Annotated in this window: 21 protein-coding genes and 1 pseudogene; 16 read left to right on the top strand and 6 right to left on the bottom strand. The window is 41.3% G+C overall.

What is annotated here, in order from left to right; all coding sequences use genetic code 11:
• Nucleotides 1-217: 217 nt before the first annotated feature.
• A complete protein-coding gene (fsa, locus tag AC1TO9_RS12925) occupies nucleotides 218-886 on the top strand; it encodes a fructose-6-phosphate aldolase (RefSeq protein WP_482056076.1) in 669 nt (222 codons plus the stop codon).
• A gap of 43 nt (nucleotides 887-929) precedes the next feature.
• Entirely contained in the window at nucleotides 930-2,348 is a 1,419-nt protein-coding gene (gndA, locus tag AC1TO9_RS12920; protein WP_482056077.1) for an NADP-dependent phosphogluconate dehydrogenase, read from the top strand.
• A gap of 190 nt (nucleotides 2,349-2,538) precedes the next feature.
• Here the strand turns inward: gndA and AC1TO9_RS12915 are convergent, their stop codons facing one another.
• Nucleotides 2,539-3,765 (bottom strand): RNA polymerase sigma factor, encoded by a 1,227-nt coding sequence (locus AC1TO9_RS12915; protein ID WP_482056078.1) that lies wholly within the window; start codon nucleotides 3,763-3,765, stop codon nucleotides 2,539-2,541.
• Between the two features lie 307 nt (nucleotides 3,766-4,072).
• Here AC1TO9_RS12915 and AC1TO9_RS12910 point away from each other — a divergent pair, with 307 nt between their 5' ends.
• From AC1TO9_RS12910 to AC1TO9_RS12895, 4 genes are all read left to right on the top strand, one after another.
• Nucleotides 4,073-5,287 (top strand): MFS transporter, encoded by a 1,215-nt coding sequence (locus AC1TO9_RS12910; RefSeq protein WP_482059358.1) that lies wholly within the window; start codon nucleotides 4,073-4,075, stop codon nucleotides 5,285-5,287.
• Nucleotides 5,288-5,507: 220 nt separating this feature from the next.
• Nucleotides 5,508-6,722, top strand: coding sequence for a stalk domain-containing protein (locus tag AC1TO9_RS12905; protein ID WP_482056255.1), 1,215 nt, complete (start codon nucleotides 5,508-5,510; stop codon nucleotides 6,720-6,722).
• A gap of 117 nt (nucleotides 6,723-6,839) precedes the next feature.
• A complete protein-coding gene (locus tag AC1TO9_RS12900; protein WP_482056080.1) occupies nucleotides 6,840-7,403 on the top strand; it encodes a GNAT family N-acetyltransferase in 564 nt (187 codons plus the stop codon).
• A gap of 23 nt (nucleotides 7,404-7,426) precedes the next feature.
• A complete protein-coding gene (locus AC1TO9_RS12895; RefSeq protein WP_482059357.1) occupies nucleotides 7,427-8,926 on the top strand; it encodes a methyl-accepting chemotaxis protein in 1,500 nt (499 codons plus the stop codon).
• A 221-nt stretch (nucleotides 8,927-9,147) separates the two neighbouring features.
• Here the strand turns inward: AC1TO9_RS12895 and AC1TO9_RS12890 are convergent, their stop codons facing one another.
• Nucleotides 9,148-9,963, bottom strand: coding sequence for an undecaprenyl-diphosphate phosphatase (locus AC1TO9_RS12890; RefSeq protein ID WP_482056082.1), 816 nt, complete (start codon nucleotides 9,961-9,963; stop codon nucleotides 9,148-9,150).
• 286 nt (nucleotides 9,964-10,249) lie between these two features.
• Here AC1TO9_RS12890 and AC1TO9_RS12885 point away from each other — a divergent pair, with 286 nt between their 5' ends.
• The gene (locus AC1TO9_RS12885) at nucleotides 10,250-11,554 is read left to right on the top strand and encodes a hemolysin family protein (RefSeq protein ID WP_482059356.1); all 1,305 of its coding nucleotides are present in this window, start codon (nucleotides 10,250-10,252) and stop codon (nucleotides 11,552-11,554) included.
• Nucleotides 11,555-11,781: 227 nt separating this feature from the next.
• Here the strand turns inward: AC1TO9_RS12885 and AC1TO9_RS12880 are convergent, their stop codons facing one another.
• The gene (locus AC1TO9_RS12880) at nucleotides 11,782-12,387 is read right to left on the bottom strand and encodes an ANTAR domain-containing response regulator (RefSeq protein WP_482056084.1); all 606 of its coding nucleotides are present in this window, start codon (nucleotides 12,385-12,387) and stop codon (nucleotides 11,782-11,784) included.
• 513 nt (nucleotides 12,388-12,900) lie between these two features.
• Here AC1TO9_RS12880 and nirB point away from each other — a divergent pair.
• The 4 genes from nirB to cobA are packed head-to-tail and all read left to right on the top strand — an operon-like array spanning nucleotide 12,901 to nucleotide 17,320.
• A complete protein-coding gene (gene nirB / locus AC1TO9_RS12875; protein ID WP_482059355.1) occupies nucleotides 12,901-15,330 on the top strand; it encodes a nitrite reductase large subunit NirB in 2,430 nt (809 codons plus the stop codon).
• A gap of 18 nt (nucleotides 15,331-15,348) precedes the next feature.
• Entirely contained in the window at nucleotides 15,349-15,660 is a 312-nt protein-coding gene (gene nirD, locus AC1TO9_RS12870) for a nitrite reductase small subunit NirD (protein ID WP_482056086.1), read from the top strand.
• A gap of 14 nt (nucleotides 15,661-15,674) precedes the next feature.
• Nucleotides 15,675-16,553 carry a formate/nitrite transporter family protein gene (locus tag AC1TO9_RS12865; RefSeq protein ID WP_482056087.1) on the top strand — a complete coding sequence of 293 codons (879 nt, stop codon included), beginning with the start codon at nucleotides 15,675-15,677 and terminating at the stop codon, nucleotides 16,551-16,553.
• Nucleotides 16,550-17,320 carry a uroporphyrinogen-III C-methyltransferase gene (gene cobA / locus AC1TO9_RS12860; RefSeq protein WP_482056088.1) on the top strand — a complete coding sequence of 257 codons (771 nt, stop codon included), beginning with the start codon at nucleotides 16,550-16,552 and terminating at the stop codon, nucleotides 17,318-17,320. The genes AC1TO9_RS12865 and cobA overlap by 4 nt, the downstream gene beginning before the upstream one ends.
• 25 nt (nucleotides 17,321-17,345) lie before the next feature.
• Here cobA and AC1TO9_RS12855 read toward each other — a convergent pair whose 3' ends face one another.
• The gene (locus AC1TO9_RS12855) at nucleotides 17,346-17,954 is read right to left on the bottom strand and encodes a DedA family protein (protein WP_482056089.1); all 609 of its coding nucleotides are present in this window, start codon (nucleotides 17,952-17,954) and stop codon (nucleotides 17,346-17,348) included.
• A 268-nt stretch (nucleotides 17,955-18,222) separates the two neighbouring features.
• Between AC1TO9_RS12855 and AC1TO9_RS12850 the strand changes: the two genes are divergently transcribed.
• Nucleotides 18,223-20,172, top strand: a complete 1,950-nt coding sequence (locus AC1TO9_RS12850; protein ID WP_482059486.1) for an ATP-dependent DNA helicase — start codon at nucleotides 18,223-18,225, stop codon at nucleotides 20,170-20,172.
• Nucleotides 20,173-20,507: 335 nt separating this feature from the next.
• Here the strand turns inward: AC1TO9_RS12850 and AC1TO9_RS12845 are convergent, their stop codons facing one another.
• On the bottom strand, nucleotides 20,508-20,846 hold the full coding sequence (locus AC1TO9_RS12845; RefSeq protein ID WP_482056090.1) for a DUF4190 domain-containing protein: 339 nt from the start codon (nucleotides 20,844-20,846) through the stop codon (nucleotides 20,508-20,510).
• Between the two features lie 216 nt (nucleotides 20,847-21,062).
• Between AC1TO9_RS12845 and AC1TO9_RS12840 the strand changes: the two genes are divergently transcribed.
• Nucleotides 21,063-21,890 (top strand): HAD family hydrolase, encoded by an 828-nt coding sequence (locus AC1TO9_RS12840; RefSeq protein ID WP_482056091.1) that lies wholly within the window; start codon nucleotides 21,063-21,065, stop codon nucleotides 21,888-21,890.
• Nucleotides 21,891-21,947: 57 nt separating this feature from the next.
• On the opposite strand, the gene AC1TO9_RS12835 is transcribed toward AC1TO9_RS12840, so the two are convergent.
• Complete coding sequence (locus tag AC1TO9_RS12835; RefSeq protein WP_482056092.1) at nucleotides 21,948-22,199, bottom strand: hypothetical protein; 252 nt, start codon at nucleotides 22,197-22,199, stop codon at nucleotides 21,948-21,950.
• Between the two features lie 368 nt (nucleotides 22,200-22,567).
• Here AC1TO9_RS12835 and AC1TO9_RS12830 point away from each other — a divergent pair, with 368 nt between their 5' ends.
• The 3 genes and pseudogenes from AC1TO9_RS12830 to AC1TO9_RS12820 form a co-directional block, all read left to right on the top strand.
• A complete protein-coding gene (locus AC1TO9_RS12830) occupies nucleotides 22,568-24,058 on the top strand; it encodes an alpha-N-arabinofuranosidase (protein WP_482059354.1) in 1,491 nt (496 codons plus the stop codon).
• The gene (locus AC1TO9_RS12825) at nucleotides 24,055-24,330 is read left to right on the top strand and encodes a DUF6171 family protein (RefSeq protein ID WP_482056094.1); all 276 of its coding nucleotides are present in this window, start codon (nucleotides 24,055-24,057) and stop codon (nucleotides 24,328-24,330) included. The genes AC1TO9_RS12830 and AC1TO9_RS12825 overlap by 4 nt, the downstream gene beginning before the upstream one ends.
• Nucleotides 24,331-24,332: 2 nt before the next feature.
• Nucleotides 24,333-24,490: pseudogene (locus tag AC1TO9_RS12820) on the top strand (hypothetical protein); the annotation flags it as partial.
• Nucleotides 24,491-24,644: the final 154 nt, after the last annotated feature.

Below are 24,644 nucleotides of genomic sequence, written 5' to 3'. Positions count from 1 at the left end.
TAACTAATAAAGAGGTAGTTCAAAAAGTCATCTTTTGATCACGAAGTATAACAGGGGGCGTATTCGACATCGAATATTGAATTCAGCCGGTCCTTCCGGTGCTCACGTAGGTATTGCCTACGCTCCGCTCCTCACTCCCTATCTTCATTCAATCTTCTCGGTGCTGAAAAACTGACTTTTTGAACACTTACTTAAATTAAAAACGGAGGTCATTATAATGAAATTTTTTATCGATACTGCAAACTTGGTGGATATTAAGAAGGCTTATAAAATTGGTGTTTTGTCTGGGGTTACGACAAACCCATCACTGGTTGCTAAAGAAGGCGTGAAATTTGAAGATCGTATCGCAGAGATTCTTCGTGAAGTACCTGAGGTTGAATCGGTTTCGGCTGAAGTGACACCTGATGCAGAAACGGCTGAAGAGATGATCGCACAAGCGAATGAACTGATTAAAATTAATAACAATGATAAGAACATCACTATTAAGCTTCCGATGACGTTGGCAGGATTAGAAGCATGCCGTTATCTTACGAAGAAAGGTGTTAAGACAAACGTAACACTGATCTTCTCCGTGAACCAAGCACTACTGGCAGCTCGTGCTGGAGCGACTTATGTATCTCCATTCCTCGGTCGTTTGGATGATATTTCGGAAGATGGCGTTCTACTCGTAGCAAAGATCGCTGAATTGTTCCGTACACATAACCTAGATGCACAAATCATCGCGGCATCTGTCCGTCATCCTGATCATGTGACACGTGTAGCCATGGCAGGTGCGCATATCGCAACCATTCCTTTCTCAGTCATCGAGCAAATTTCCAAGCATCCTCTTACGGATCAAGGCATGGAGAAATTCGCTGCCGATTGGAAGAAGACAGCAGAGGTTTAAGTTATATTGTACGATAAAGAAGGTTAAAGGGGAGTCAATCATAATGAAGAAGCAACAAATTGGTGTAGTTGGTTTAGCTGTTATGGGGAAAAACCTAGCTATGAATATCGAGAGCAAAGGGTTCTCGGTTGCAGTGTATAACCGTTCACCTGAGAAAACAAAAGAACTATTAGTGGAAGCGCAAGGGAAAGATTTCGTCGGTACGTACAATGTAGAAGAATTCGTTCAATCTCTAGAGAAGCCACGTAAAATTCTTATCATGGTTAAAGCGGGTCAACCGACGGATGATACGATTAATCAGCTTGTGCCTTTCCTAGATCAAGGGGATATTCTGATTGACGGTGGAAACGCCTATTTCCCTGATACACAACGTAGAAATAAAGATCTTCAGGCTCAAGGATTCCGCTTCATCGGTGCAGGTGTTTCTGGAGGAGAAGAGGGAGCGTTGAAAGGACCTGCCATTATGCCAGGTGGGCAAAAAGATGCGTATGAACTAGTAGAGCCGATTCTGACAGCTATTTCGGCTAAGGTGGATGGCGATCCTTGTTCAACGTATATTGGAGAAGATGGTGCGGGTCATTATGTCAAAATGGTGCATAACGGCATCGAATACGGCGATATGCAACTCATCGGTGAAGCTTACCATCTTCTCAAAGATGTATTGAATTTAAGTACAAGTGAGCTACATGACATTTTCACAGAATGGAACAAAGGTGAGCTAGATAGCTATTTGATCGAGATCACAGCTGATATTTTCAAGAAGATCGATCCAGATACAGGAAAACCGATGGTGGATGTTATTCTTGATTCGGCAGGGCAAAAAGGAACTGGTAAATGGACTAGCCAAAGCTCATTGGATTTAGGCGTTCCATTGTCCATCATTACGGAGTCCGTGTTTGCACGGTTTATCTCCGCGATGAAAGAAGAACGTGTAGCAGCAAGCAAGATTCTGAGTGGTCCTACGGTATCTAGCTATGATGGTGATCCTAAAGAATTCATTGAGGCTGTTCGCCAAGCGTTGTATACGAGTAAAATAGCTTCCTATGCCCAAGGATTTGCGCAAATGAGAGCCGCTTCTGACGAGTACAATTGGGATTTGAACTATGGTCGCATCGCAATGATATTCCGCGGAGGATGTATTATCCGTGCAAGATTCCTGCAAAATATTAAGGATGCCTATGATCGGAATCCGGATCTGAACAATTTACTTTTGGACGAATATTTCAATCAGATCGTTGAAAAATATCAAGAAGCTTGGAGAAAAGTCATAGCGATTGGTATTACTAGAGGAATCCCAGTTCCTGCTTTTTCTTCGGCATTAGCCTATTATGACAGCTATCGATCAGAGAGACTGCCAGCTAATTTACTGCAAGCACAAAGAGATTATTTCGGAGCACATACGTTCCAACGTCTTGATCAAGAGGGAAGCTTCCATTTCCAATGGATGGACGATAACAAGTAACAAGTAAGTGTGATCACTATGGAATAATTCATTCATTGAACGATACAAAGGCACTCCTTGCGAAGGAGTGCCTTTATATTTTTTTCTGCGTCCTTTCACAATATTTGTTGCCTTTCCTTCTTCATAAGAAGGATAACAGAATAAAAGCCCGGGTTATAATATAACCGGGCTTAAAAGGCTAGAAACATTACTATTTATTTCTTACATACTCAACCCATTGCTCATGGAACTCTGACTCAGAACATTGAAAAATCTCATTAAAACCATTGGGATGTCTAATCACTTTATTTAATGCATTTACTCCATATTTATCAATAATGAACTCGACAATTAAATAAGAAAATTGAAATCCTTTCATCGTTTCAAAATCCCAAGTATCATTATCTAACTCTTGAAAAGACGGGATAACAAGACTATGAATGGGATCTAAGGTACTGTTCCTTATGAATTCTTCGCTCATTCCTTTTGACTCATATCCACCAATACCCTGACGCACCCATTTTGGAGCAAGTGGATTAATGTCAGTGATTAACCACATTGTGAATAAGTGTACGGTGGATCTAAGAATCGATTGATACGTATGCTCTGGACCGGGATCCAAAGGAGAAACAATTTTTAAATAATTCTCCTCAAAAGTACCCATGAACCAATTGGGAGCATTCTCCTCTCCCACAGCTTGATGGAAGGTCGGAAGATCTGGATAAATTTCAATGATAATTTTTCTGGATGGCTGGTGTTTATATTTCAATGAAATTGTTTCAACATTACTCTTAAGCTCATTAAATAAGTCTTGATGAACCTTCTTCAAACTATCAGTCATCTCATTTGTTTCACTTTTATTTACAATTGATATCATATCTTGAATAGACATTATGGCAATGTCACCCCATTCTTTTAATTCTCTTCTTAATTTCTCTAATGATCGATACAATCTGTTCTTTACTGCACTCTCACGCATTTCAACGATCTTGGAGATTTCCAATAAGGTACAGTCAACAAAAAAACGTAATGAAATAATCTGTTGGTCTAGCACATTTAGCTTTTTTAATGCTGAACTAATATCTATACGGATTTCAATATACTTAGCAAAATCAAGAGAGATAGACTGTGATTCGTAATCTGTAAAGTCATATGGGATTTCTCTCTTTCGTGATAAACTTCGAAATTCATTTTTCGCTATATTTTGAGCGATTTTGAAAATCCAAGTGAATAAACTGGAATTTCCTTTAAAAGTATGGATGTTTTCTATTGCCTTTAAGAAAACTTGTTGAGTTAAATCATCTGCAACCATAGGATTTACTTTCAAAGAGAAATATTTACGGATTCTTTTGCGATATTGATCATAGGTAATTTCAAAGTTTTTTATAATCTCCTGTTTATCCGGATAAACAGGGCTTTTGTCATGAGCTCCAGACATTGTAAGAACCTCCTCTTGACCTTACATTTAATTAGACACCGGAGGGGCATAAAAAGCCACATACAAGTAAAAAAAATTCTTTTGGATTGACCTATACCAAAGGGGGGAAGAGATCCACAAGAACAATCTCCTGAATTCACAGCCAACTTCGATCTGAATACAAAGCTCTTACAACTTGAAGGATGGACATCTAGCATAGGTAAAGTCCCTGATATGATCAGAAGTCGTGGTCTATCAGGGTTTATTTGTATTGACTCCACCAAAATCACATGGTACTTTGAATTGTCAGAGAGGTGGAATCTAGAGCATGGCAACATTTTTTTTAATTATTATATATTTAGCTTTTATTAGTTTGGGTTTACCCGATTCAATGTTGGGATCCGCTTGGCCGATTATGCAATCCGACTATGGTGCTTCATTTGAAACGGCTGGCTTAATTGCGATGGTTATATCAGGAGGTACGATCGTTTCAAGTTTATTTAGTGGAACGATCATTGAACGGCTGGGTACTGGGAAAGTAACATTGATTAGCTGCATGATGACGGCAGGAGCTCTAATAGGATTCTCTTATTCTCCATCTATCATCTGGCTACTTCTCTTTGCTGTGCCACTTGGGCTGGGGGCAGGTGCCGTAGATTCGGGATTAAATAGTTATGTGGCGATACACTACAAAGCGCATCATATGAGTTGGCTACATTGCTTCTGGGGCGTTGGAGCAACATTGGGGCCAATTATTATGTCTCAGTATATTGCGAAAGATAATTCTTGGAGAAACGGTTATACTGCCGTTTTTTGGATTCAAATCACATTGGTTGTGCTATTGTTCTTAACGCTACCTTTGTGGAAACGAGTTGCTACGAGTAGTCAGAACCATGTAGATGGAGATCAGATAGAGAAGAATGATCTTCATTTTGAACATGAGAAGACACTCAGACCCTTGCAAATTAAAGGTGTAAAACTAGCGCTGGTATCATTCTTGCTATACTGCGGAGTCGAAGCAACGATGGGCTTATGGGGGAGTAGTTTTCTTGTTAACGTAAAAGAACTACCTGCATCGGTTGCCGCGCAATGGGTATCGATGTATTACGCTGGAATAACAGTCGGCAGGTTAGTAACCGGGTTTATTACGTTTAAAGTCAGTAATCGTACGCTTATTCGAGGTGGGGTATTGTTGGCACTGTTCGGGGCGCTACTGTTGATATTACCATTTCCTAACATATTCTCTCTTTTTGGTTTTATTATGGTGGGCTTAGGATGTGCGCCGATATTCCCGTGTTTAATCCATGAGACGCCAGCTCGATATGGGCAGAAGCATTCTCAGAAAATTATGGGCTATCAAATAGCCGCGGCCTATACAGGAAGTACCCTTTTTCCGCCACTTCTAGGCTTGCTAGCCGCTAAGACTACGATAGGCATTTTCCCGTTTTTCGTTGGGGCTTATATTGTGTTATTACTTCTTTCATCTGAAAAAATAAATGGTATCGTGAAAGCTCGCCTACGCAATCATGAAAGTATAGGATGAGGGCGTTGATGCGATGAATAACAACATATTATAGAGGCAACAGGGGTAGTTCAACGAACTACCCTTTTTTGCATTTGTAGAATCATCATATATTCGCACAAACTATCATTTTTTGGTAAAATAATAGAGGTATTAGTTGTTACATGCAGTTATCATATTAATATATTCATAGAATAGGAGAGACAAGATGAAACGATTTGCTCAATTATTACTGTGCTACATGATCGTCATGGGTGGAACGGTTGTAATGGATAGCAATACGACTCAGGCAGCGGAAGTTGGCGGAGTTAGTATTGTGCTGGACGGATACCCGCTTCCATTTCCGGTACAACCTAAAGTTATGAATGGGACAACTCTAGTACCGTTTCGGGCGATATCTGAGGCCCTTGGAGTTACAGTGAACTGGGATCAGGCAACACAGCAAATTACGGCATCTAAGCAGGGACTAGCGGGGACTAAGCAAGTAGTCCTTACGATGGGTAGTACGAATGCTGTCGTTGACGGTGTCACTGTTAAGTTAGCGGCTGCTGTGCAAACGCTCAGCGGGAGCACGGTGATTCCGCTGAGCTTCTTCAGTCAGCAATTTGGGGCGTCTGTCGCGTGGAATCAAGGGACGAAGACAGTTTCCATTACATCCCCGCGGGAAGATATATATACGATGGGGTTTTATGCTTTGTCTTCTTTTGACGAACGGTCCTTGATCCCATCCTTCGATTCGGTTGCATTCGGCTGGAGTCGGATTGATACGAACGGTCAATTTACTACGGAAGGTAAGGAATACAGATGGCCGAAGCCTGCTGGAGAGATTACCCCAGAATGGATCATTCAAGAAGCGGAAGGCCAAGGTACAGCACCTTATCTGATGGTGTACGCGGTTGATGGGAACCTTGAACTCACGAAGAACTTAGAAGATAAGTTGCTCCAAGAACAGACGATATCTGGGATCGTAGATACCGCAACACAAAAAGGATTTAAAGGAATTGTACTCGACCTGGAGGGTCTGGGTTGGAGCGGTGATAAGGCCAAAGCGCGTGCAGACTACAATGCATTTATCAAGAATCTATCTATCAAGGCACATCAAGCTAGTCTTAAACTTACTGTCGTTCTTCATCCGTTGAATAGTGCTTATACGGGATATGACTATACTACATTGGCAAGCCTGTCCGACGACGTAATTATTATGGCGTATGCTTATGAACAGGAGAAAAGCCCAGAGCCACTTGGAAAGGTGGATGAAGCCATTACGTTGGCTCTAAAAGAAGTAGACAAGGATAAGTTGATTCTCGGAATATCCATGGGTAGTGAAAATGAAAACTCTGTAAACACCAAAGTTGGACTTGCTAAACGCTACGGTCTAAAAGGGATTGCGATCTGGCGTATTGGACTTATCGGGCAGGCAGCTTGGTCCGAAATGAGTACATCGGTAGAGTTATAGATGATGTAACCTACATTTTTTTACATGTTATTCCGATATGAGTATAGACCTATCTATTTGCGCATTAGAAATTCCCGTAGATTCTAGATAGAGAAAAAAGGAGAAAAGGGAGTAGAAATGATGTTCAAACGTGTCGAGAACGAATTGGAGTTAGCACGGTATCATACCATTTGGACAACAGTCTGGTTAGAGAAAGGGTTTGAACTGGAGTTTTCAGAACAGGTTCTGGAAAGATTCGTGATCGTTACGAGCGATGGAGACTATGTGGGTACCTCTGAAATTAAGCCGTACAGTATCCATGAAAGTATGATCAATGAGGCTGCTCCGTTTGCTACCCATCCGAAATTGATACAGGCAGAAGGCGCAGTAGCTGAAATTGATAAAATGGCGGTTCTCAAATCATATCGAGGAAATTTTATCGCAGATTTATTGTCAGCGGCTGTTCAGTATGGGGAGAACAATCAGTTGCGTTATTATGTGGCATTATTGGAACCTGTGTTTCTGCGAGCACTCCGTATTACGTTTCAGGTACCCTTCGAAAAGATTGGGGACAAAGTGTTCTATAAGGGTGATCATGTTGTTCCGGTTATTATCGATTTAGAGGAGGTATGTAACAATAAGGAACAATATCCATGGTTAACAAACTCAGAAGAGAGTAGTCGTATGAAGCAAACAACATGATGTTCTAATACACTATTACAGCAATGGAAAGGATAACTATGGAAACGACGAATCTTACAGAACTGGATAAACGTAATCGATTGTTCATTAAAATTTCATGGGGGATGCTGGTGCTTGGCATCATTACGGATCTCGCTATTGGGCTTAAAATGCAAATGATTCTTACGCTTGCATGTCTAGGGGGAGTTGCATGTGCTTGGGCAACATTTATGACTTACCGTCGTATTGGGGTCACATATATCAAGTATTTTGTAGCTTCTATATTTACCTTAATCGTACTCTTTTTAATCGTTTCAGATCCCAATCCTATTATTAGTACATATTTTTTGATTTATGTTAATTTGGCAGTAATGACGTTATATCAAGATTATAAGCCTATTATATTTACAGGTATTCTAGGGGTAGGTGTAAGTACATATCTATTCTTAACGCCTTCATTCAAAGAGCGGCTATTTCCGGACGATTCCTTAATCTATATTTTCATGTATATTGCATTCGCTACGGCTGCACTTGCTTTCTCAGCTAGATTTAGTCTAACTTTGCAGAAGCAGGTAATAGCTGAGCAACAGGAGACACTTACGGCTAAGAATAAGGCAGACGCACTACTGGATAAGCTTAAAGATTCCATTCTGATGCTGAACGAGTTCAGTGATAGACAGAAGGAGAATGTTCACGTTACCGGTCGCATATCCAAAGAGGTAACCTTGACCTTCTCTGAAATGGCAGTAGCCATTGAGAAGCAGACGGGGAATGTTATGAATGTAAGCGAGTCGACCCAAACCATGGAAGAAGATGTGAAGGGATTACTGGAGGGAACGACGCAATTACAACAATATTCTACGGATAATGCGGATTTGACAGGGCAGAGTAGTACGCAGATGCAGGTCTTATCGGCAGAAGTAGAAAGTGTACGACAAATCATCGAACATACAGTGGAGAACATGAGGCATCTGAATATGGAGAATGATCGCATTAGCTCCATTGTAGCTACAATTAGCGAAATCTCTGAACAGACCAATCTACTTGCGCTTAATGCGGCTATTGAAGCTGCACGTGCTGGAGAACATGGTAAAGGGTTCGCAGTTGTGTCGGGAGAGGTACGCAAGCTGGCAGACAGGTCTAGTACAGCAGCGAATGAAATCGATGGCATTCTCCATAGTGTACGCGAGCAAATAAGCGCAGTCGATCTTCAAGTGAAGCAGGGACAGACGGTTGTGACATCAAGTAGTGAGGTGTCGCAAGAGGTACAACAACTAATTCAGCGTATTAATGAAAATAGTGATCAAGTGAAGGAGCATTCCAACATGATCGATCAATCTGCGAGTCGCCTTCATAATCGTCAGATAAGCATAACGGATGATATGTCTAATATTGCTGCTACTACGCAACAGAACATGGCAGCAGTGGAAGAAATGTATGGAAGCATGGAAATGCAGGATGACAAAATAAGTGCGATTGTGAAAGACTACGGAAAGCTGGATCAACTGATATCAGACCTGAAGGAGCTTGTCTCCAAGCATTAAAATACGCGGGATTGCAACGAGAACAAGAAAAAGCGCTACTAGATTAATCTTTAATCTAGTAGCGCTTTTTAACATACTAACCGGATCGATTATCCATAAATCTGGAAGTAACAGAACCCTCGTAATAGAACAAGAGAAGGGAATGGATATGGAGCGAAAAGTTTACGTTCCGCCTTTAAAAACGTGTCCCACCCACTATGATAGCTTGTGTACTATTCATTTTATAGTAAGAATAATAATATAAATGCACTCAGTAGGAAACAGTACCAAGAGAAGTATTTGAGTTGACCTCGTTCCATAATTCCCATGAACCATTTCATGGAGAAGTAGGAGGCAACAAGTGAACATATGAAAGCCAGCGAATAAGGAAGAGCTAGTGTTCCAATCTCTGGGTCGCGTATAAGGCTTGAACCTTCAAGAATCATGCTACCTACACTAATAGGGATGTATAGGAAGAATGAGAATTTGAGTGCAGTAGATTGCTTCAGCCCAAGCCCCATACCAGCTACAATGGTTGCGCCTGATCTGCTAATTCCGGGAATTAAGGCAACGGTCTGAGCAAGTCCAATAATGACAGCATCTTTCAGTTTGAGTCCAGCCTCATTCTTACGTCCGCGTAGATTACGGATCAACCACAGCGCAATTCCTGTGATCAGAAGGGCGATGGCAACCGTCAGCATTCCTTTGAAGACTTCGGAGATGAGGTCATTGAACAGATATCCAATCAACCCAGCAGGAATGGTTGCGATAATAAGATACATGATAAAGTGGAAATCCTTTTTATATTGTTCTTCTTTTCCACTAAGGTATAACCAAGCATGCTTAACTAACTGAATTAAATCGTTCTTGTATATAAGTAGTATGGCTAACAGTGATGCAAAATTGACGAGCACCTCGAATCCTAGTCCTGCAATCTCTAATCCGAAAAGCTTTTGAACGATAATAACGTGAGCGCTGGAAGACACTGGGATCGGTTCAGTAACTCCTTGTACGAGACCTAAGAAGGCATATTTCAGTAGTGTGAAGAAATCATTCATAATGCAGTAAGCACCTCATTAACGTATTTTGTAAAGAAACAGCAGACTATTTGAAAAAAAGTACGCATTGTATCATAATAAAGTATGCAACTTACAATTTCAAATCTAAAGAATAAAGGAACTTGCTAAAGTTTGGATATCCTTAGTTTGGAAATGAAGTGGTGGAGAAAGGAGTGTATTCAATATGTGATACTAAGGGCACAATACGACAGAGAGAAAGTCGGAACAATATTAGTATCGAAGTATTTATTGAATAGATTGATTAATAGATAAGAAGGAGCATGACATGTTACTGAATTTATTTTTGGTTGCGTTACTAATTATACTTACGGCTTTTTTCGTGGCTACCGAGTTCGCTATTATTAAGCTTCGCCCTAGTAGAGTGGATCAAATGGTTATGGAGGGCAAAAAGAACGCGGTGGCTGTTCATAAGGTTACTAATAATTTGGATGGTTATTTATCAGCTTGTCAATTAGGTATTACCATTACTGCTCTAGGTCTTGGATGGTTGGGTGAGCCGACTGTAGAGAAGATACTATTCCCGCTGTTTCAACGATTTGGGGTTGGTGAAAGTACAGGACATATACTCTCCTTTATTATTGCATTCGTTTTCATAACATTCCTTCATGTTGTGTTAGGTGAACTTGCACCAAAGACTCTAGCGATTCAAAAAGCAGAACAAATTGCAGTCCTTACAGCACCCCTCATTATTATATTCAATAAAATGATGTATCCTTTTATATGGATATTAAATGGTTCAGCGAACGCGCTTGTAAGAATGTTCGGAGTTATGCCTGCTAGTGAACATGACGAAGCCCACTCAGAGGAAGAGATTCAGATTATTCTGACAGAGAGTTATGAAAGTGGGAAAATCAACAAAGCGGAATATGGCTATGTTAGCCGGATCTTTGCCTTCGATGATTTGTTAGCTAGAGAAGTTATGGTACCACGTACAGATATGATTTGCTTAGATGTAAATCAGACACTAGAAGAGAATATAGCTATTATTAAAACAGAACAATATACTCGCTTTTTAGTTACTAAGGGGAGTAAAGACGATATTGTTGGTTTCGTAAATACAAAGAAGTTTTTCTTGAATTACGATAATAACCCTGCTTTTGAATTAAAGTCACTGATTCAACCGGTGCTAACCATTCCGGAGAGTTTACCTGTAAAGACACTTCTTCTAAAGATGCAAGAACAGCATGTACACATTGCCTTATTGTTAGATGAGTATGGTGGGACAGCTGGATTAGTTACGATTGAAGATATTTTAGAGGAAATTGTCGGTGAGATACGAGATGAATTCGATACAGATGAGATCATGCCAATCGAAACACTAAATGAGAATCATTATTTAGTTGAAGGAAATACAGCCATTGACGATATTAACCTTCTACTTGGAGTGAACATAGAACATGAAGATATTGATTCTATCGGAGGTTGGTTGTATAGTCGACAACCGGAACTACCCAAAGGAATTGAGTGGCAATATGGAGATTTGACGTTCATTATTCGACAAAAAGATAAATATCGTATTCGTAAAATTGAAATTATTCGTCAAGCTCAAGAGGTAACAGAAATCGATTAATAATTTCATTAACGAGAAGTCGCAGGGTGCCTACAGAGGCACCCTGTTTGTCTATAGGAGGGATATGTTTGAGTGATCTATGTAAAGTGCTGATTGTAGATGATGAATAATAGATACGCTCCTTAGCCAATAAAGCCGGGAAGCGTATTTTTACTCGTGAAGAATGTTCAATGATCATGGCACTTCTTTTAATATATCTATCATCATTATGAAGCCCTCCTTCGTAACTAAGCTTTTAGTTGTTGGTGTGCTTTGACGATCGAGGTGGCAATATCAATCATTCGTTTACGCTCATTCATGGCTCTCTTTCGGAGAATATCATAAGCTTCGGCTTCTGATATTCGGTTAACGTCACTTAGGATCTGCTTAGCCATATCGATCCATTTGCGTTCCTCGAGGCGGGATAATAGTTGTAATCGCTCGTTCTGCCAATGATGTCGATCATAGAATTGCTTGGTACCGATGTGGAGCGCCCAATGAAGTTCTTGCTCACTCATGCTAGGTGTTAGGATGCCATCAATGGTAACGTCGGCTTCACAAGAAGAGATGGAGGCAGTGGCTACTGCAGAGCCACACCACCATAGAAGAGGAAGGGGTTTCCATTGTTGAAGGATCGCTTCCCAGCCCTGTATATCCCCAATAGGTAAGTGGAGTATAGCAGCATCCACTTCCTCAATGATTTGTTGAATATCCTGTACCTTAGATGTTGCGAATATCTGATAACCATTGGATTCAAGTAGAACTTCTGGTTGTACTTCTGGAGGAGAAGGAATCTTACTCTGGTCGGTATGGATGGTATTAGACGGATCCTGGACAACCAATAAGAAGCTCAACGGCAGATAACACCTCCTAAATACAGAAATTTAATTATAAATCATAAAAATACAAGGAGTAAACCTAACATCGTAATGATTTGGAAGAAAATAATAGGTCAGTTAAGTTAAACACAGAATATAGGGTTGAAATGGATAAAAAAACTTGAATACCATTTGAAAGAAGATGTTTATTTTTTATTCTCACAATTTTTAATGAAAAAAGCAATAATAATTTAAATTTTATCAAGTTCATTAAAAAGATTAATCCAATCCATATGTGAGGTAACATTACATATATGGAGGTGTATTATAAGTAGTTTCTTGTTTTTATTGTTTTATGTTAAGTATATTGACATATACGGCGATGTCTTATATAGTTAGTCTCACGAACAAGAATTGAATGTCTTTCACGAATACATCGACGTATTCGTATAGAAGCGGCAACGAGGCCTGTCTTCGCTTAGTGGGGAATGTTTTCTTTTCCCTGAGCGCAGCAGGCCTTTTTATGTTATTTGAAGGAGGAGACTACCTATGAATCAAGTGAAAAGAATGGTGTTAATCGGGAATGGAATGGCGGGAATACGTACGATTGAACATGTTCTAAAACTTTCGACAGAGGCTTATGAAATCACAGTGTTTGGTGCTGAGCCACATCCTAACTATAATCGGATCATGTTGTCATCGGTGCTGGCAGGAGGGTCCGAAATGAATGATATTGTGATCAATGACTGGGCTTGGTACACAGAGAACAATATTAAGTTATACACAGGGGATGCAGTTACGAATATTGATCCAGTGAACAAAAGGGTGATTTCTGAGTCTGGAATTGAGGTTGCATACGACATATTAATTATAGCGACGGGATCTAATCCTTTCATGCTTCCGCTTCCGGGAGTGAACAAAGAAGGTGTTATTGGATTCAGAAATATTAAAGATTGTCAGATCATGATGGAGTCATCCAAAACATATAAGAAGGCAGCCGTTATTGGCGGTGGATTACTTGGCTTAGAAGCGGCTAGAGGGCTTCTGAATCTAGGAATGGATGTCAATGTTATTCACATCAATAAATATTTAATGGATCGTCAGCTTGATGAAGCAGCATCGATGATGCTACAGAGAGATCTGGAACAACAAGGGATGAAGTTTCTACTTGAGAAGCATACAGCTAGCATAGTAGGCAAGCGTCGCACACAAGGGCTGGCATTTACTGACGGAAGTGAGATAGAGGCCGATCTTGTAGTCATGGCGGTTGGGATTAAACCTAATGTGGAATTGGCTAAGAAAGCAGGGGTTATGGTTAAGCGTGGGATCATTGTGAATGATTTCATGGAGACAAATATAGAAGGTATTTATGCAGTTGGTGAGTGCGCAGAGCATCGTGGGATTGCATATGGACTAGTAGCTCCGTTATATGAACAAGGTGCTGTATTGGCGAAGAGACTGGTGGCTGTTAAGACAACGGGGTATGTCGGTTCGGTAACATCGACGAAATTGAAGGTATCCGGTGTGGATGTATTCTCGGCAGGTTATTTCAATGATGGGCCTGAAATGCGCTCATTACGTTTTCAAGATGATATAGATAATGTATATAAGAAAATTGTTATTCGAGATGATCGATTGATTGGAGCTGTTCTATTCGGCGATACATCGGATGGGGCATCGTTATTCTCCTTAATCAAGAGTGGAGAGTCGATTGCGGGAAGAGAGAAAGAGTTATTACTTGGATATTCGCCCCACCAAACAGGAGAGTCGGCGTTAAGTAAGATCGCAAGTATGTCAGATGACGAAATCATATGTGGTTGTAATGGTGTCACCAAAGGAACGATTGCAGAGGTCATTAGCAATGGTTGTACAACGGTCAGGGAGATTAAAATGTGTACAAAAGCTACAGCTTCATGTGGTGGCTGTAAGCCTCAAGTGGAAGCTTTGCTACATTTGTATGCAGGCGATACCATAGGCGAGCCGGTAAAAGAGGGGATCTGCGGATGTACAAGCCTTAGTCGAGATGACATTGTTGAAAGTATAAAGACAATGCGCTTAATGAGTGTCATGGAAGTCATGAATGTACTAGAGTGGCATGAACCTGAGGGTTGTTCTAAATGTCGTCCTGCACTGAATTACTATCTAGGTATGCTATATCCAGCTGAATATGCCGATGAGAAAGAATCGCGATTTGCCAACGAACGGTACCATGCGAATATTCAGAAAGATGGTACGTATTCTGTTATTCCTCGAATATATGGCGGAGTGACATCACCAACTGAACTTAAGAAAATTGCTACAGTGGCCGAGAAGTACGGTGTACCTTTGGTGAAGTTTACCGGGGGTCAAAGATTAGATCTGTTCGGTGTAAAGAAGGAAGACTTACCCAAGGTATGGGAAGAGCTTGATATGCGTTCTGGTCATGGATATGGAAAAGCACTTCGTACGGTGAAGACCTGTGTGGGCTCAACATTCTGTCGCTTTGGTACGCAAGATGCAATCGGAATGGGAATTGTCTTGGAGAAGGCTTTTGAACGGATCAATACGCCTGCGAAAGTGAAACTGGCTGTATCTGGATGCCCTCGTAATTGTGCGGAAGCGACCGTTAAAGATTTAGGTGTAGTTGCAATCGATGGAGGTTGGGAGATTTACGTTGGTGGAAATGCTGGGGTTAAGGTAAGGGCATCAGAATTTCTCTGCACAGTGAAGACGGAGGATGAGGTCGTAGAGTGGACTGCTGCTTACCTACAATATTACCGTGAGAATGCGAATTGGAATGAACGGACAGCTAGTTGGATCGAACGAGTTGGTCTTGCTTCGATTAAAGTAGCGTTAGAGAGCGTAGATGATCGGCGAGATCTTGTCAGCCGAATTGAAGAGACGCGGAGTTATACAAAGGATCCATGGCAAGAGATTATTAAGAATGATGATCTCCGCAAGAATTTCCAACCGTTATCAGGTGTTGAGACATTAAGTTAGAGAGGAGGAGACATAGTTATGGCGAAAATACAGGTAGGACTAATATCTGATATTGATTTAAAAGGGTCACGTACGATCCGTGTCCATGAAACAGAGGTTGCAGTATTTCGCCTAAGCGATGGGACCGTGAGGGTAGTTGAGAACCGCTGTCCTCACAAGGGTGGCCGGTTGTCGGAGGGTATGGTATGCGGATCTTCCGTGCATTGTCCTCTACATGATTGGAAAATTGACCTCTCCAATGGCGAAGTCCATAAGCCAGATGATGGATTTATAAGGACCTATGAGACTGAGGTAGACGTAACTAGCGGTATTATTTATATCACCATATAAAGGAGAGGGTCCTGATGGATTATGTGAAGCCTGCTGAAGTGCTAGATACGATGATCGAGGTAGGCTCAACGAAGGCAGAAATGACTAAATTTCAAATGCTGATTAGAGGGTTTCTCGGCGGAGCTATTCTTGCCTTCGCAACAACACTTGCGTTTACCGCTGCTGCGCAGACGTCGATAGGGTTAGTGGGTGCACTTGTTTTCCCTGTAGGTTTTGTCATTATCGTATTGTTAGGCTTGGAGCTGGTTACCGGAAGTTTTACGCTTATCCCACTGTCCTTTCTGGAACGAAAAACTTCTCTGTCACGGATGATGACTAACTTCACATGGGTCATTGCAGGGCATTTAATCGGTTGTGCAGTATACGCTGTATTGTATGGATTAACGATAACGAAGATGGGTACAGATATGAGTAATCCGATGATTCAGACCATTATAAAAGCAAGTGAAGCTAAGACAATCGGTTATAAAAGTATGGGATGGAATGGTATGGCTCTTGTGATGATCAAGGCTGTGTTATGCAATTGGATGGTTACATTAGGTGTGGTGATGGCAATGACTTCAAAGTCTACCTCCGGCAAAATTATTGCAATGTGGCTTCCGATCTTGATCTTCTTTGCTCAAGGATTTGAACATGCTGTGGTGAATATGTTCGTCATTCCTGCTGGAATGATGCTGGGAGCGGATGTAAGCATGGGGGATTGGTGGATATGGAACCAGATTCCTGTTCTAATTGGGAATTTCTTGGGTGGTGCTGTATTTACAGGGTTATTCATCTACTTGTCACATAAGAAGGTGAGTAAGATGAAGCTTGTGATTGCGGGTAGTAGTGAACACGACACGCGTGCAGAGAACAGATCATTACTTTCAATTACTGTGGAAGAAAGCCTATGAGTACGATGGGGAAGGTCAGTATTGTTGGTGCAGGACCAGGAGATCCAGAATTGCTTACGATCAAGGCGTTGAAGCGAATTGAAATGGCAGATGTTATTATGTATGATCGACTAGTAAATGAAGAAATCCTTACCTATGCTCGTGGTAGTGCTATTCTCATATATTGTGGTAAGAAACCAGGGATGCATACCATGTCTCAGGAGGAAATTAATAAGACGATAATTGACTATGCGTTAGCAGGGAACCATGTGGTCCGTTTGAAGGGAGGAGATCCCTTGGTCTTCGGACGTGGTGGGGAAGAGGCGCTCGAATTGGCTGCATGTCGTATCCCTTATGAGATTATACCGGGAATTACTTCTGCAATAGGTGCAGCTGCTGCTGCGGGAATTCCCTTGACCCATCGAGGATATGCGACTTCGTTCGCTTGTGTGACGGGAAGCCGGTGCCATGGAGAACAATCCCCTGTGAGATGGGATCTTCTCGCTCATAGTGTGGACACCTTAGTGATTTATATGGGTGTTAGTGAACTGAAATCCATCCGTGAAAAGTTGTTGAAATACGGAAAGGACCCGACAACACCTGTTGCATTAGTGGAACACGGTACGACAGAGAAGGAGCGTACATTCACGGGAACATTATCGAATGTACATCTCCTTGCTGAGGCGGTGAATCTAACGAATCCTGCACTTATTATTATCGGAGAAGTTGTGAGCATCCAAGAGCAACTCACATCATTTGAAAGACAGCTTATCTCAGGGATTGGTTAGTTGTGAGTCTATTCGTGAAATAGGCTCATGCCTTTTTTCTTCTTCGAATCCAAAAAAACAATACAATAACGATTCCAAGAGCGATGACTGCATAAGCGATGTTGGAGTATACATCCATAAACTCGACGAATTTACCCCAATTATTACCAACCGCGGCGCCCACTAAGACAAGAATGATATTCCATATTAAAGTACCAAACATAGTATATAGTAGGAAGAGCCCGAATTTCATTTTTGCCATACCTGCAGGGATGGAAATAAGACTACGGATCAGCGGGATCATTCGACAAAAGAACACAGTCCAATAACCGTAGCGCTCGAACCAAGCATCAGCTTTTCGTATATCCTCTTTCTTCACGCGAAGGAATCGTCCCCAACGATCGATCATCATCTCCAGCTTGTCCACATTGATCAGATAACCTAATCCATATAAAATGACTGCGCCGATAATAGATCCAAGCGTTGCCACAACTATAACGCCTGTAACTGTTAAATTCGTATAGGTGGTCATAAAGCCGCCGAAAGTAAGAATAACTTCTGAAGGAATGGGAGGAAATACATTTTCCACCGCGATAAGTATAAAAATTCCCCAATAACCAAATTGCTCCATGATGCTTGTAATCCAATTTTCCAATTTTCATATCCTCCAAATAAATGATTATATCAATAAACATAGGGTTGATTCTATCATTCTAATATATTGAATTACTCTAAATAGTATAACTGAAAAATCTACTCATATACAACAATTGAAGTCCTAAGGAGCATCTCCAACGATGACAGTGAGGATGGAATATTGAATGAGTTGTATTTACTTCATAAGCATGATATAATAAAATGTTCGCACATGCTATGAAGTTTGGGCGTTCTTGTGATACGAATTGATGGAGGTAAACAATATAGTGGAGCGTTATCCTTTTGTGCATGATCCTTCCAAGCCTTTTATTCAACAAGTAGGCGATTGGGTGGCAGACGTTTTCTATGAACTATTACCAGAAGCGGGCTTTGAGGTTCGCGATGAGCAGATATATATGGCCTTTCAATTAGAACGTGCTTTTCTTGAGAAGAAAGCGATCTTTGCAGAGGCAGGAGTAGGTACAGGAAAGACGTTAGTCTATTTATTGTATGCGATTTGTTATGCTCGTTATACACGGAAGCCGGCTATTATCGCTTGTGCGGATGAGTCGCTGATTGAGCAGCTGGTCAAGCCCGAAGGGGATATTGCCAAGTTGGCACAGCATCTTAGCTTAGCGATTGACGCGCGTTTGGGGAAATCTCCAGATCAATATGTATGTCTTGTGAAGCTGGACGATGCAAGATTCAAGGACGAGGATGGGGCCGAGTGGGAGGATTTGTACGACAATTTACCTGAATTCGTTCAGAATCCTCAACCGATGCAGAAATTTTATGCCTACGGTGATCGGAAGAATTATCCGCACCTGAACGATGAACAATGGCATAAGATTAACTGGGATTCCTTCCAAGATTGTTTTACTTGCGATAAGAGGCATCGTTGTGGACAAACACTCTCTAGAGAATACTATCGTCATTCGTCAGATTTAGTCATCTGTTCTCATGATTACTATATGGAGCATGTATGGACATCTGAGGGAAGAAAGCGGGAGGGTCAACTCCCGCTCTTACCAGATCATTGTGCGGTCGTATTTGATGAAGGACACTTACTAGAGTCGGCTGCGATGAAGGCACTTGGATATAAGATGAAGCATGTCGTGTTCGAAGAGTTAATCACCCGTTTGTTAGAGGGGGAAGTACGTGAAGCCCTTGCCGTGCTGATCGATGCAGCGATTGACCAATCGGAGTTAATGTTTCAATTGTTGGAACAGCACAGTGAGAGTATCCCTGGTTCAGATCGGAAACAGATTAACCTAAATGATAAATTGTTGAAGGCAGTTCACCAATTTCGGAGTATTCTGACAGCGATTGAGGAAGAGCTTGTATTTGAAAGTGAGCTATATACGTTGGATGACTATCAACTGCGGATTGTTGAAGAGCATATTGAGATGATGCAGAAGGCTTTAAGCCTTTTTGAGAATTCTGAAGCATTGATTTGTTGGGTGACGGACAGTGAAGAAGGGCTAACCTTGTCGATTATGCCGAGGACGGTCAAAGAAGTGTTACAGGAACGGGTATTTAGCACAAATATGCCGATCGTCTTCTCATCCGCTACATTATCTATTGATGGGTCATTTCAATATGTTGCGGATAGCTTAGGCTTAGAACATTACTTATCCTTCTCGGTGAATTCGCCGTATGATTATCCGAATCAGATGCAAGCTTTCGCGCCGAAGTTAACGCATGGGGAGACTTTTTCTGAGAAAATGGAGATCGCAGTTCAGCTACTGGAGCGCACGAATGGGAGAGCTCTTATCTTGTTCCGGACACAGGAGGAACTACAACGGTTCAAACAACAGATTAAGGTAGAACCGAGATGTACGGATATACCATTTTACTATGAAGGCGATCAGGAGATTAGTTATCTTATCTCGGCTTTTCAAAGTAATGAAGCCAGCGTCCTATGTGCGGTTAGTCTATGGGAGGGTCTTGATGTACCGGGCCCAGCGTTATCCAACGTGATTATATGGTCACTTCCATTTCCTCCTAATGATCCGGTGTTTATGGCGAAGCGTAATGCATCCACAGCTCCTTTTGAAGAAGTGGATCTACCCCATATGCTGTTACGTCTAAGACAAGGTATGGGGCGTCTAATAAGATCCCGTGGAGACCATGGCATTATTGCTATTCTATGTGAAGAATTACAGCAGAAAGATTCTGTACGGGAGCGTGTTCTATCCATCATGCCCGAAGGTGTTGTGTTACAAGAGACGCTATGATGATAAAATTATTTTGAATGAATGGCCAAAGACCCTAACCCATTAGTAGTGATGGTTAGGGTCTTTACTGTGTGTTAGAACTGAGTATACATAAAATGGATGATTTAAGCGGGTGAATGATACTCTACCCTATGAAGGGAGACAGATGAGGAAGGGACAATTGCATAAATGGTACTTACTTAGCAGAAAGGAGGAATCACTTAGATTTAAGTGTACTCTATGTAACTGTTGGTGATTGAGAAGGAGAAAGGTTTGTGTTCAGACTTTACCAGCGGATATTATCCGTACCTGCTAACGATACAAAGTATCGCTAGCTACGGAAGCATGAACTTTACCTAATAATAATTCAACGAATTATCAGCTACTGCATAAAAGAGAAAAATAATGATTATAAATGCAATAATAATAGCGTAAAGCGCAGTACCCACAATTCCGCATACGAGACCAGCTACTGCCATACCACGGCCTTGTTCATTTTTGTATTTGAGCTCTTTTAAGGAAAGGCTTGCTATGACAATAGCTATGATTCCTATAAGGAAACCAATGTATGGAAGAACAATAGCTAATATGCCAAGCACAAGTGCGGTGATGGATTTGCCGTTTGTTTTGGCAGGTGGCATCGGTGGTGGATAGTTATTATAAGGTCCTTGTAGATCATTTGAAAATTGACTCATAGGATAAATCCCCCTCTTATTGTGTTTATAACAGATCTAAGTATACCTTCGTATACCCATAATTACCACGATTTTCTTATAAAAGATATTCAAAAAGTCATCATTTGAACACTGACATATAAAGAGGACACGATCGACAAATACAATGTTGATGAATGTATAACGAGTGGATCGTCTATGAAATATGTCGCTTTTTAATGGAAATATGATTATTATATGTACGATCCTATTAATGAAATCAATCTACCCGAAAGTGAATTGAAAGGGGCTTCGCATATGCCGATATTGACAGTTCATGGACAGAGTCAAGAGGTCGATGCCATTCTTTTCGATAAAGATGGTACACTGTTAGATTTCATGTCCCTATGGGGGCATTGGGCTGAATTTATGACGACACAAATCATGGAGAGAATTCATATCCTTGGTGTCGTGCCAACGGAGGGCTTGGCTTCGAAGATGCTCGGATTGGTGCTTGATGCAGACGGACAAGCGACTTCATATGATATAGAGGGGCCGTTGTCTATGGGTTCAGTCTCTGAAACAGAGGGTGCACTTGCTTGGCAATTATATAACGTTGGACTTCCGTGGAATGAATCGATTCAGCTTATTCGGCAATTCGCTGTGTCTGCTAGTGAGGAATTAGAGCGAGAGCGACCTGTACAAGCTCTTCCGGGCTTGATAGACTTCCTTGGACGATGCAGGGAATTACAACTGCCGTTAGCTGTCGTAACTGCTGATCATACAGTTGAAGCATGTAAACATCTGACTTGGATGGGCGTGGAGGGACACTTCGAGCATATTATTGGAAGTGATATGGTGACTAAAGGCAAGCCTTCACCGGAAATGGTCCAACTAGCTTGTGCTCGACTTAACGTATTGCCAGAGCGTGTGGCAATGGTTGGTGACACAGGGGGAGACATGCAAGCAGCTAAAGCGGCGGGTGTGGGACTGATTATTGGAATAGGATCATTCGAGACTTTACAGCATGCGGATGTGATGATTTCTTCCTACGATGAAATGACACTGACAGTTCCAGCGTTGTAATGTAAGGGGTGTCCCAAAGGTCGTAAATAACGGTCTATGGGACACCCCTCTGTGTAGTTATGGTTTTGAAATGTTTATCTTATCTAGGTAAGCCTGCAATGATTGACCGAGTTGCTCTAATTTTGTTATGTCGGTGTCTGACAAGTGATCCTTGTGAAATTCCCCATTGGCGTCAACGGATTTTTGCGAAATCTCATGCATTTCAATAAAAATATTGTCAAACTCTATATACTCCTCGGGGCTCAATATTTCCTTAGCTTTATCAGTGTCTATAAAGATAGAATTATCAGGGTATTTTCTTGGCGACATATGTTCATTTAATTTGATGAAGCACTCTTTCTTTCAGTTCCGGTGGAGCGATCCATCCTTTGGTTTCTTCTTGGGTATATTCGCTTAAATAATGTAGAATCACGACTTGCTTCAGCTTATACGGAAGACGGTCAACGGCGGCAAGTAATGAATGGTTGTATCATAATATATATTGGAGAGTTGATAGAATATCGTTCGATTTATTTTGAAATGGAGAATAGCATGGTTCGTTGAAAGGATTACCTCAATGCAAAAGAGTAAGCGCTTCATCTTATAGTTGACACTTCTGATTAGGAGTATTAAACTTATAATTAATATTACTGTTAAAACATAATATAAATATTAACAATTGAAAGTGAGGCTATACAATGGTTAATCAAATTACGATTCATGCAGATCAATCAACGGGCACAATTAACCGTAACATTTATGGTCATTTCTCCGAACACTTGGGACGTTGTATTTACGAAGGATTCTGGGTAGGAGAGGACTCGTCTATTCCTAATACTCTAGGGATCCGTAATGATGTAGTTGACGCTCTTAAACATATTAAGATACCTGTATTACGCTGGCCGGGAGGCTGCTTTGCAGATGAATATCATTGGAAAGATGGTATTGGTCCACGTGAGGGACGTAAGCAGATGGTGAATACACATTGGGGCGGTCTAGTGGAGAATAACCACTTTGGAACACATGAGTTTCTTCTATTATGTGAGATGCTAGAGTGCGAGCCTTACATATCTGGGAATGTGGGTAGTGGTACCGTTCAGGAAATGTCCGAATGGGTGGAGTATATGACCTTTGATGGCGTGTCTCCGATGGCGGAATTGCGCAGTGAGAACGGCCAAGAGAAACCATGGAAAGTTAAATATTTCGGGGTAGGTAATGAGAACTGGGGTTGCGGTGGTAATATGCGACCTGAATATTATGCAGACTTATATCGTCAATTTCAAACTTATGTTCGTAATTACGGAGACAATAAAATTTATAAAATTGCTTGTGGTCCGAATGTGGATGATTATGAGTGGATGGAAGTTGTTATGGCGAATGCACATCGTCATATGGATGCGATCAGTCTGCATTACTATACTATTCCTGGAGAATGGGCAAACAAGGGCGCAGCTACAGGATTTGCGGAGTCAGATTGGTTCGGTACGTTGAAGAAGGCGCTATGGATGGATGAGCTAATTACGAAACATACAACCATCATGGATCGCCATGATCCTGAGAAGCGTGTAGGGCTTATCGTTGATGAGTGGGGTACTTGGTTTGATGTAGAGCCAGGAACGAATCCAGGTTTCTTGTATCAACAGAATACGATTCGTGATGCATTGGTTGCAGGATTAACCTTCCATATATTCCATGAACACTGTGATCGGGTAGAGATGGCGAATATTGCCCAAGTCGTGAATGTATTGCAATCCGTTATTTTGACAGAAGGCGAGAAAATGATTCTTACACCTACGTATCATGTGTTTGATATGTATAAGGTGCATCAAGATGCTGAATTGTTATATAGCCATACCGTAACGGCAGATTATGAAATGGATGGCAACAAGATACCGCAAGTATCTGTATCTGCTTCTAGAGATAAGCAAGGCATAATCCACATTAGCTTGTGTAACTTGAGTCACCAAGATGGAGCAGACTTGAACATTGATCTACGTGGATTAACTGGAAGTAACGTGAAGATAAGCGGAACAGAATTAAAGGCTGCAACAATGGATGCTCATAATACGTTTGATCAACCTGACAATGTTGCACCATCGAAATTCACTGCATTTAAACAGATAGGAACAGATATTCAAGTGAAGCTTGCTCCAATGTCGGTAACGGTGCTAGAACTGATTGCGGAATGATTGGACAAGAGGCTACATGTAAAGGATGCCGTGAAGAGTACAAAGTAACGGATCAGCAAATTGCTCGTATACTCTCATCAGTTAAATTAACACCAGAACAAAGTGTAAGCGATTCGATATATGCCGAACGATTACAAATATGTAGTGGCTGTACCAAGCTGATGAATAATCATACTTGCACGTTATGTGGCTGCATCGTGCCAGTTATAGCGAAGTTTAGAGATAAGAAATGCCCCTATCCAGGGGATGATCGCTGGGCAAGTTGTAGCTAATGCTGATCGATAGAGCACTACAAGTGTTAGATCCATCATTATTCTGGATTAATCCAGACTGTGGCTTGAAGACTCATGGTTGGAAGAGACGGTAGAATCCCTGAAACACGTGGTTCAGGCGACTGAAATAGCAAGAGAAGCGAGAAGCATTGCGAAATAAATGAGTAGATGACATGAATGAATAAATGAATAGCAGACATGAATAGGCTTCCCTGTTAGATGGGGGAGTCTATTCTGTGTAACATATTTAGAAAGTATAAGTTTTTTTGGAAGACACGTAGACCAATTCCTTATGAGTCTTAAGAGAGTCCGTT

This window comes from Paenibacillus sp. Y916, from assembly GCF_056786435.1.
This window is presented reverse-complemented; position numbering and strand designations above follow the sequence as displayed.

Coding starts and splice junctions, on each gene's coding strand:
- AC1TO9_RS12830 (WP_482059354.1), top strand. CDS start 22,568: ATGGTTAATCAAATTACGATTCATGCAGATCAATCAACGGGCACAATT.
- AC1TO9_RS12915 (WP_482056078.1), bottom strand. CDS start 3,765: ATGTCTGGAGCTCATGACAAAAGCCCTGTTTATCCGGATAAACAGGAG.
- AC1TO9_RS12895 (WP_482059357.1), top strand. CDS start 7,427: ATGGAAAGGATAACTATGGAAACGACGAATCTTACAGAACTGGATAAA.
- AC1TO9_RS12845 (WP_482056090.1), bottom strand. CDS start 20,846: ATGAGTCAATTTTCAAATGATCTACAAGGACCTTATAATAACTATCCA.
- gndA (WP_482056077.1), top strand. CDS start 930: ATGAAGAAGCAACAAATTGGTGTAGTTGGTTTAGCTGTTATGGGGAAA.
- AC1TO9_RS12865 (WP_482056087.1), top strand. CDS start 15,675: ATGGATTATGTGAAGCCTGCTGAAGTGCTAGATACGATGATCGAGGTA.
- AC1TO9_RS12890 (WP_482056082.1), bottom strand. CDS start 9,963: ATGAATGATTTCTTCACACTACTGAAATATGCCTTCTTAGGTCTCGTA.
- AC1TO9_RS12835 (WP_482056092.1), bottom strand. CDS start 22,199: ATGTCGCCAAGAAAATACCCTGATAATTCTATCTTTATAGACACTGAT.
- cobA (WP_482056088.1), top strand. CDS start 16,550: ATGAGTACGATGGGGAAGGTCAGTATTGTTGGTGCAGGACCAGGAGAT.
- AC1TO9_RS12905 (WP_482056255.1), top strand. CDS start 5,508: ATGATCGTCATGGGTGGAACGGTTGTAATGGATAGCAATACGACTCAG.
- nirB (WP_482059355.1), top strand. CDS start 12,901: ATGAATCAAGTGAAAAGAATGGTGTTAATCGGGAATGGAATGGCGGGA.
- AC1TO9_RS12910 (WP_482059358.1), top strand. CDS start 4,073: ATGGCAACATTTTTTTTAATTATTATATATTTAGCTTTTATTAGTTTG.
- nirD (WP_482056086.1), top strand. CDS start 15,349: ATGGCGAAAATACAGGTAGGACTAATATCTGATATTGATTTAAAAGGG.
- AC1TO9_RS12825 (WP_482056094.1), top strand. CDS start 24,055: ATGATTGGACAAGAGGCTACATGTAAAGGATGCCGTGAAGAGTACAAA.
- AC1TO9_RS12885 (WP_482059356.1), top strand. CDS start 10,250: ATGTTACTGAATTTATTTTTGGTTGCGTTACTAATTATACTTACGGCT.
- AC1TO9_RS12900 (WP_482056080.1), top strand. CDS start 6,840: ATGATGTTCAAACGTGTCGAGAACGAATTGGAGTTAGCACGGTATCAT.
- fsa (WP_482056076.1), top strand. CDS start 218: ATGAAATTTTTTATCGATACTGCAAACTTGGTGGATATTAAGAAGGCT.
- AC1TO9_RS12840 (WP_482056091.1), top strand. CDS start 21,063: ATGTACGATCCTATTAATGAAATCAATCTACCCGAAAGTGAATTGAAA.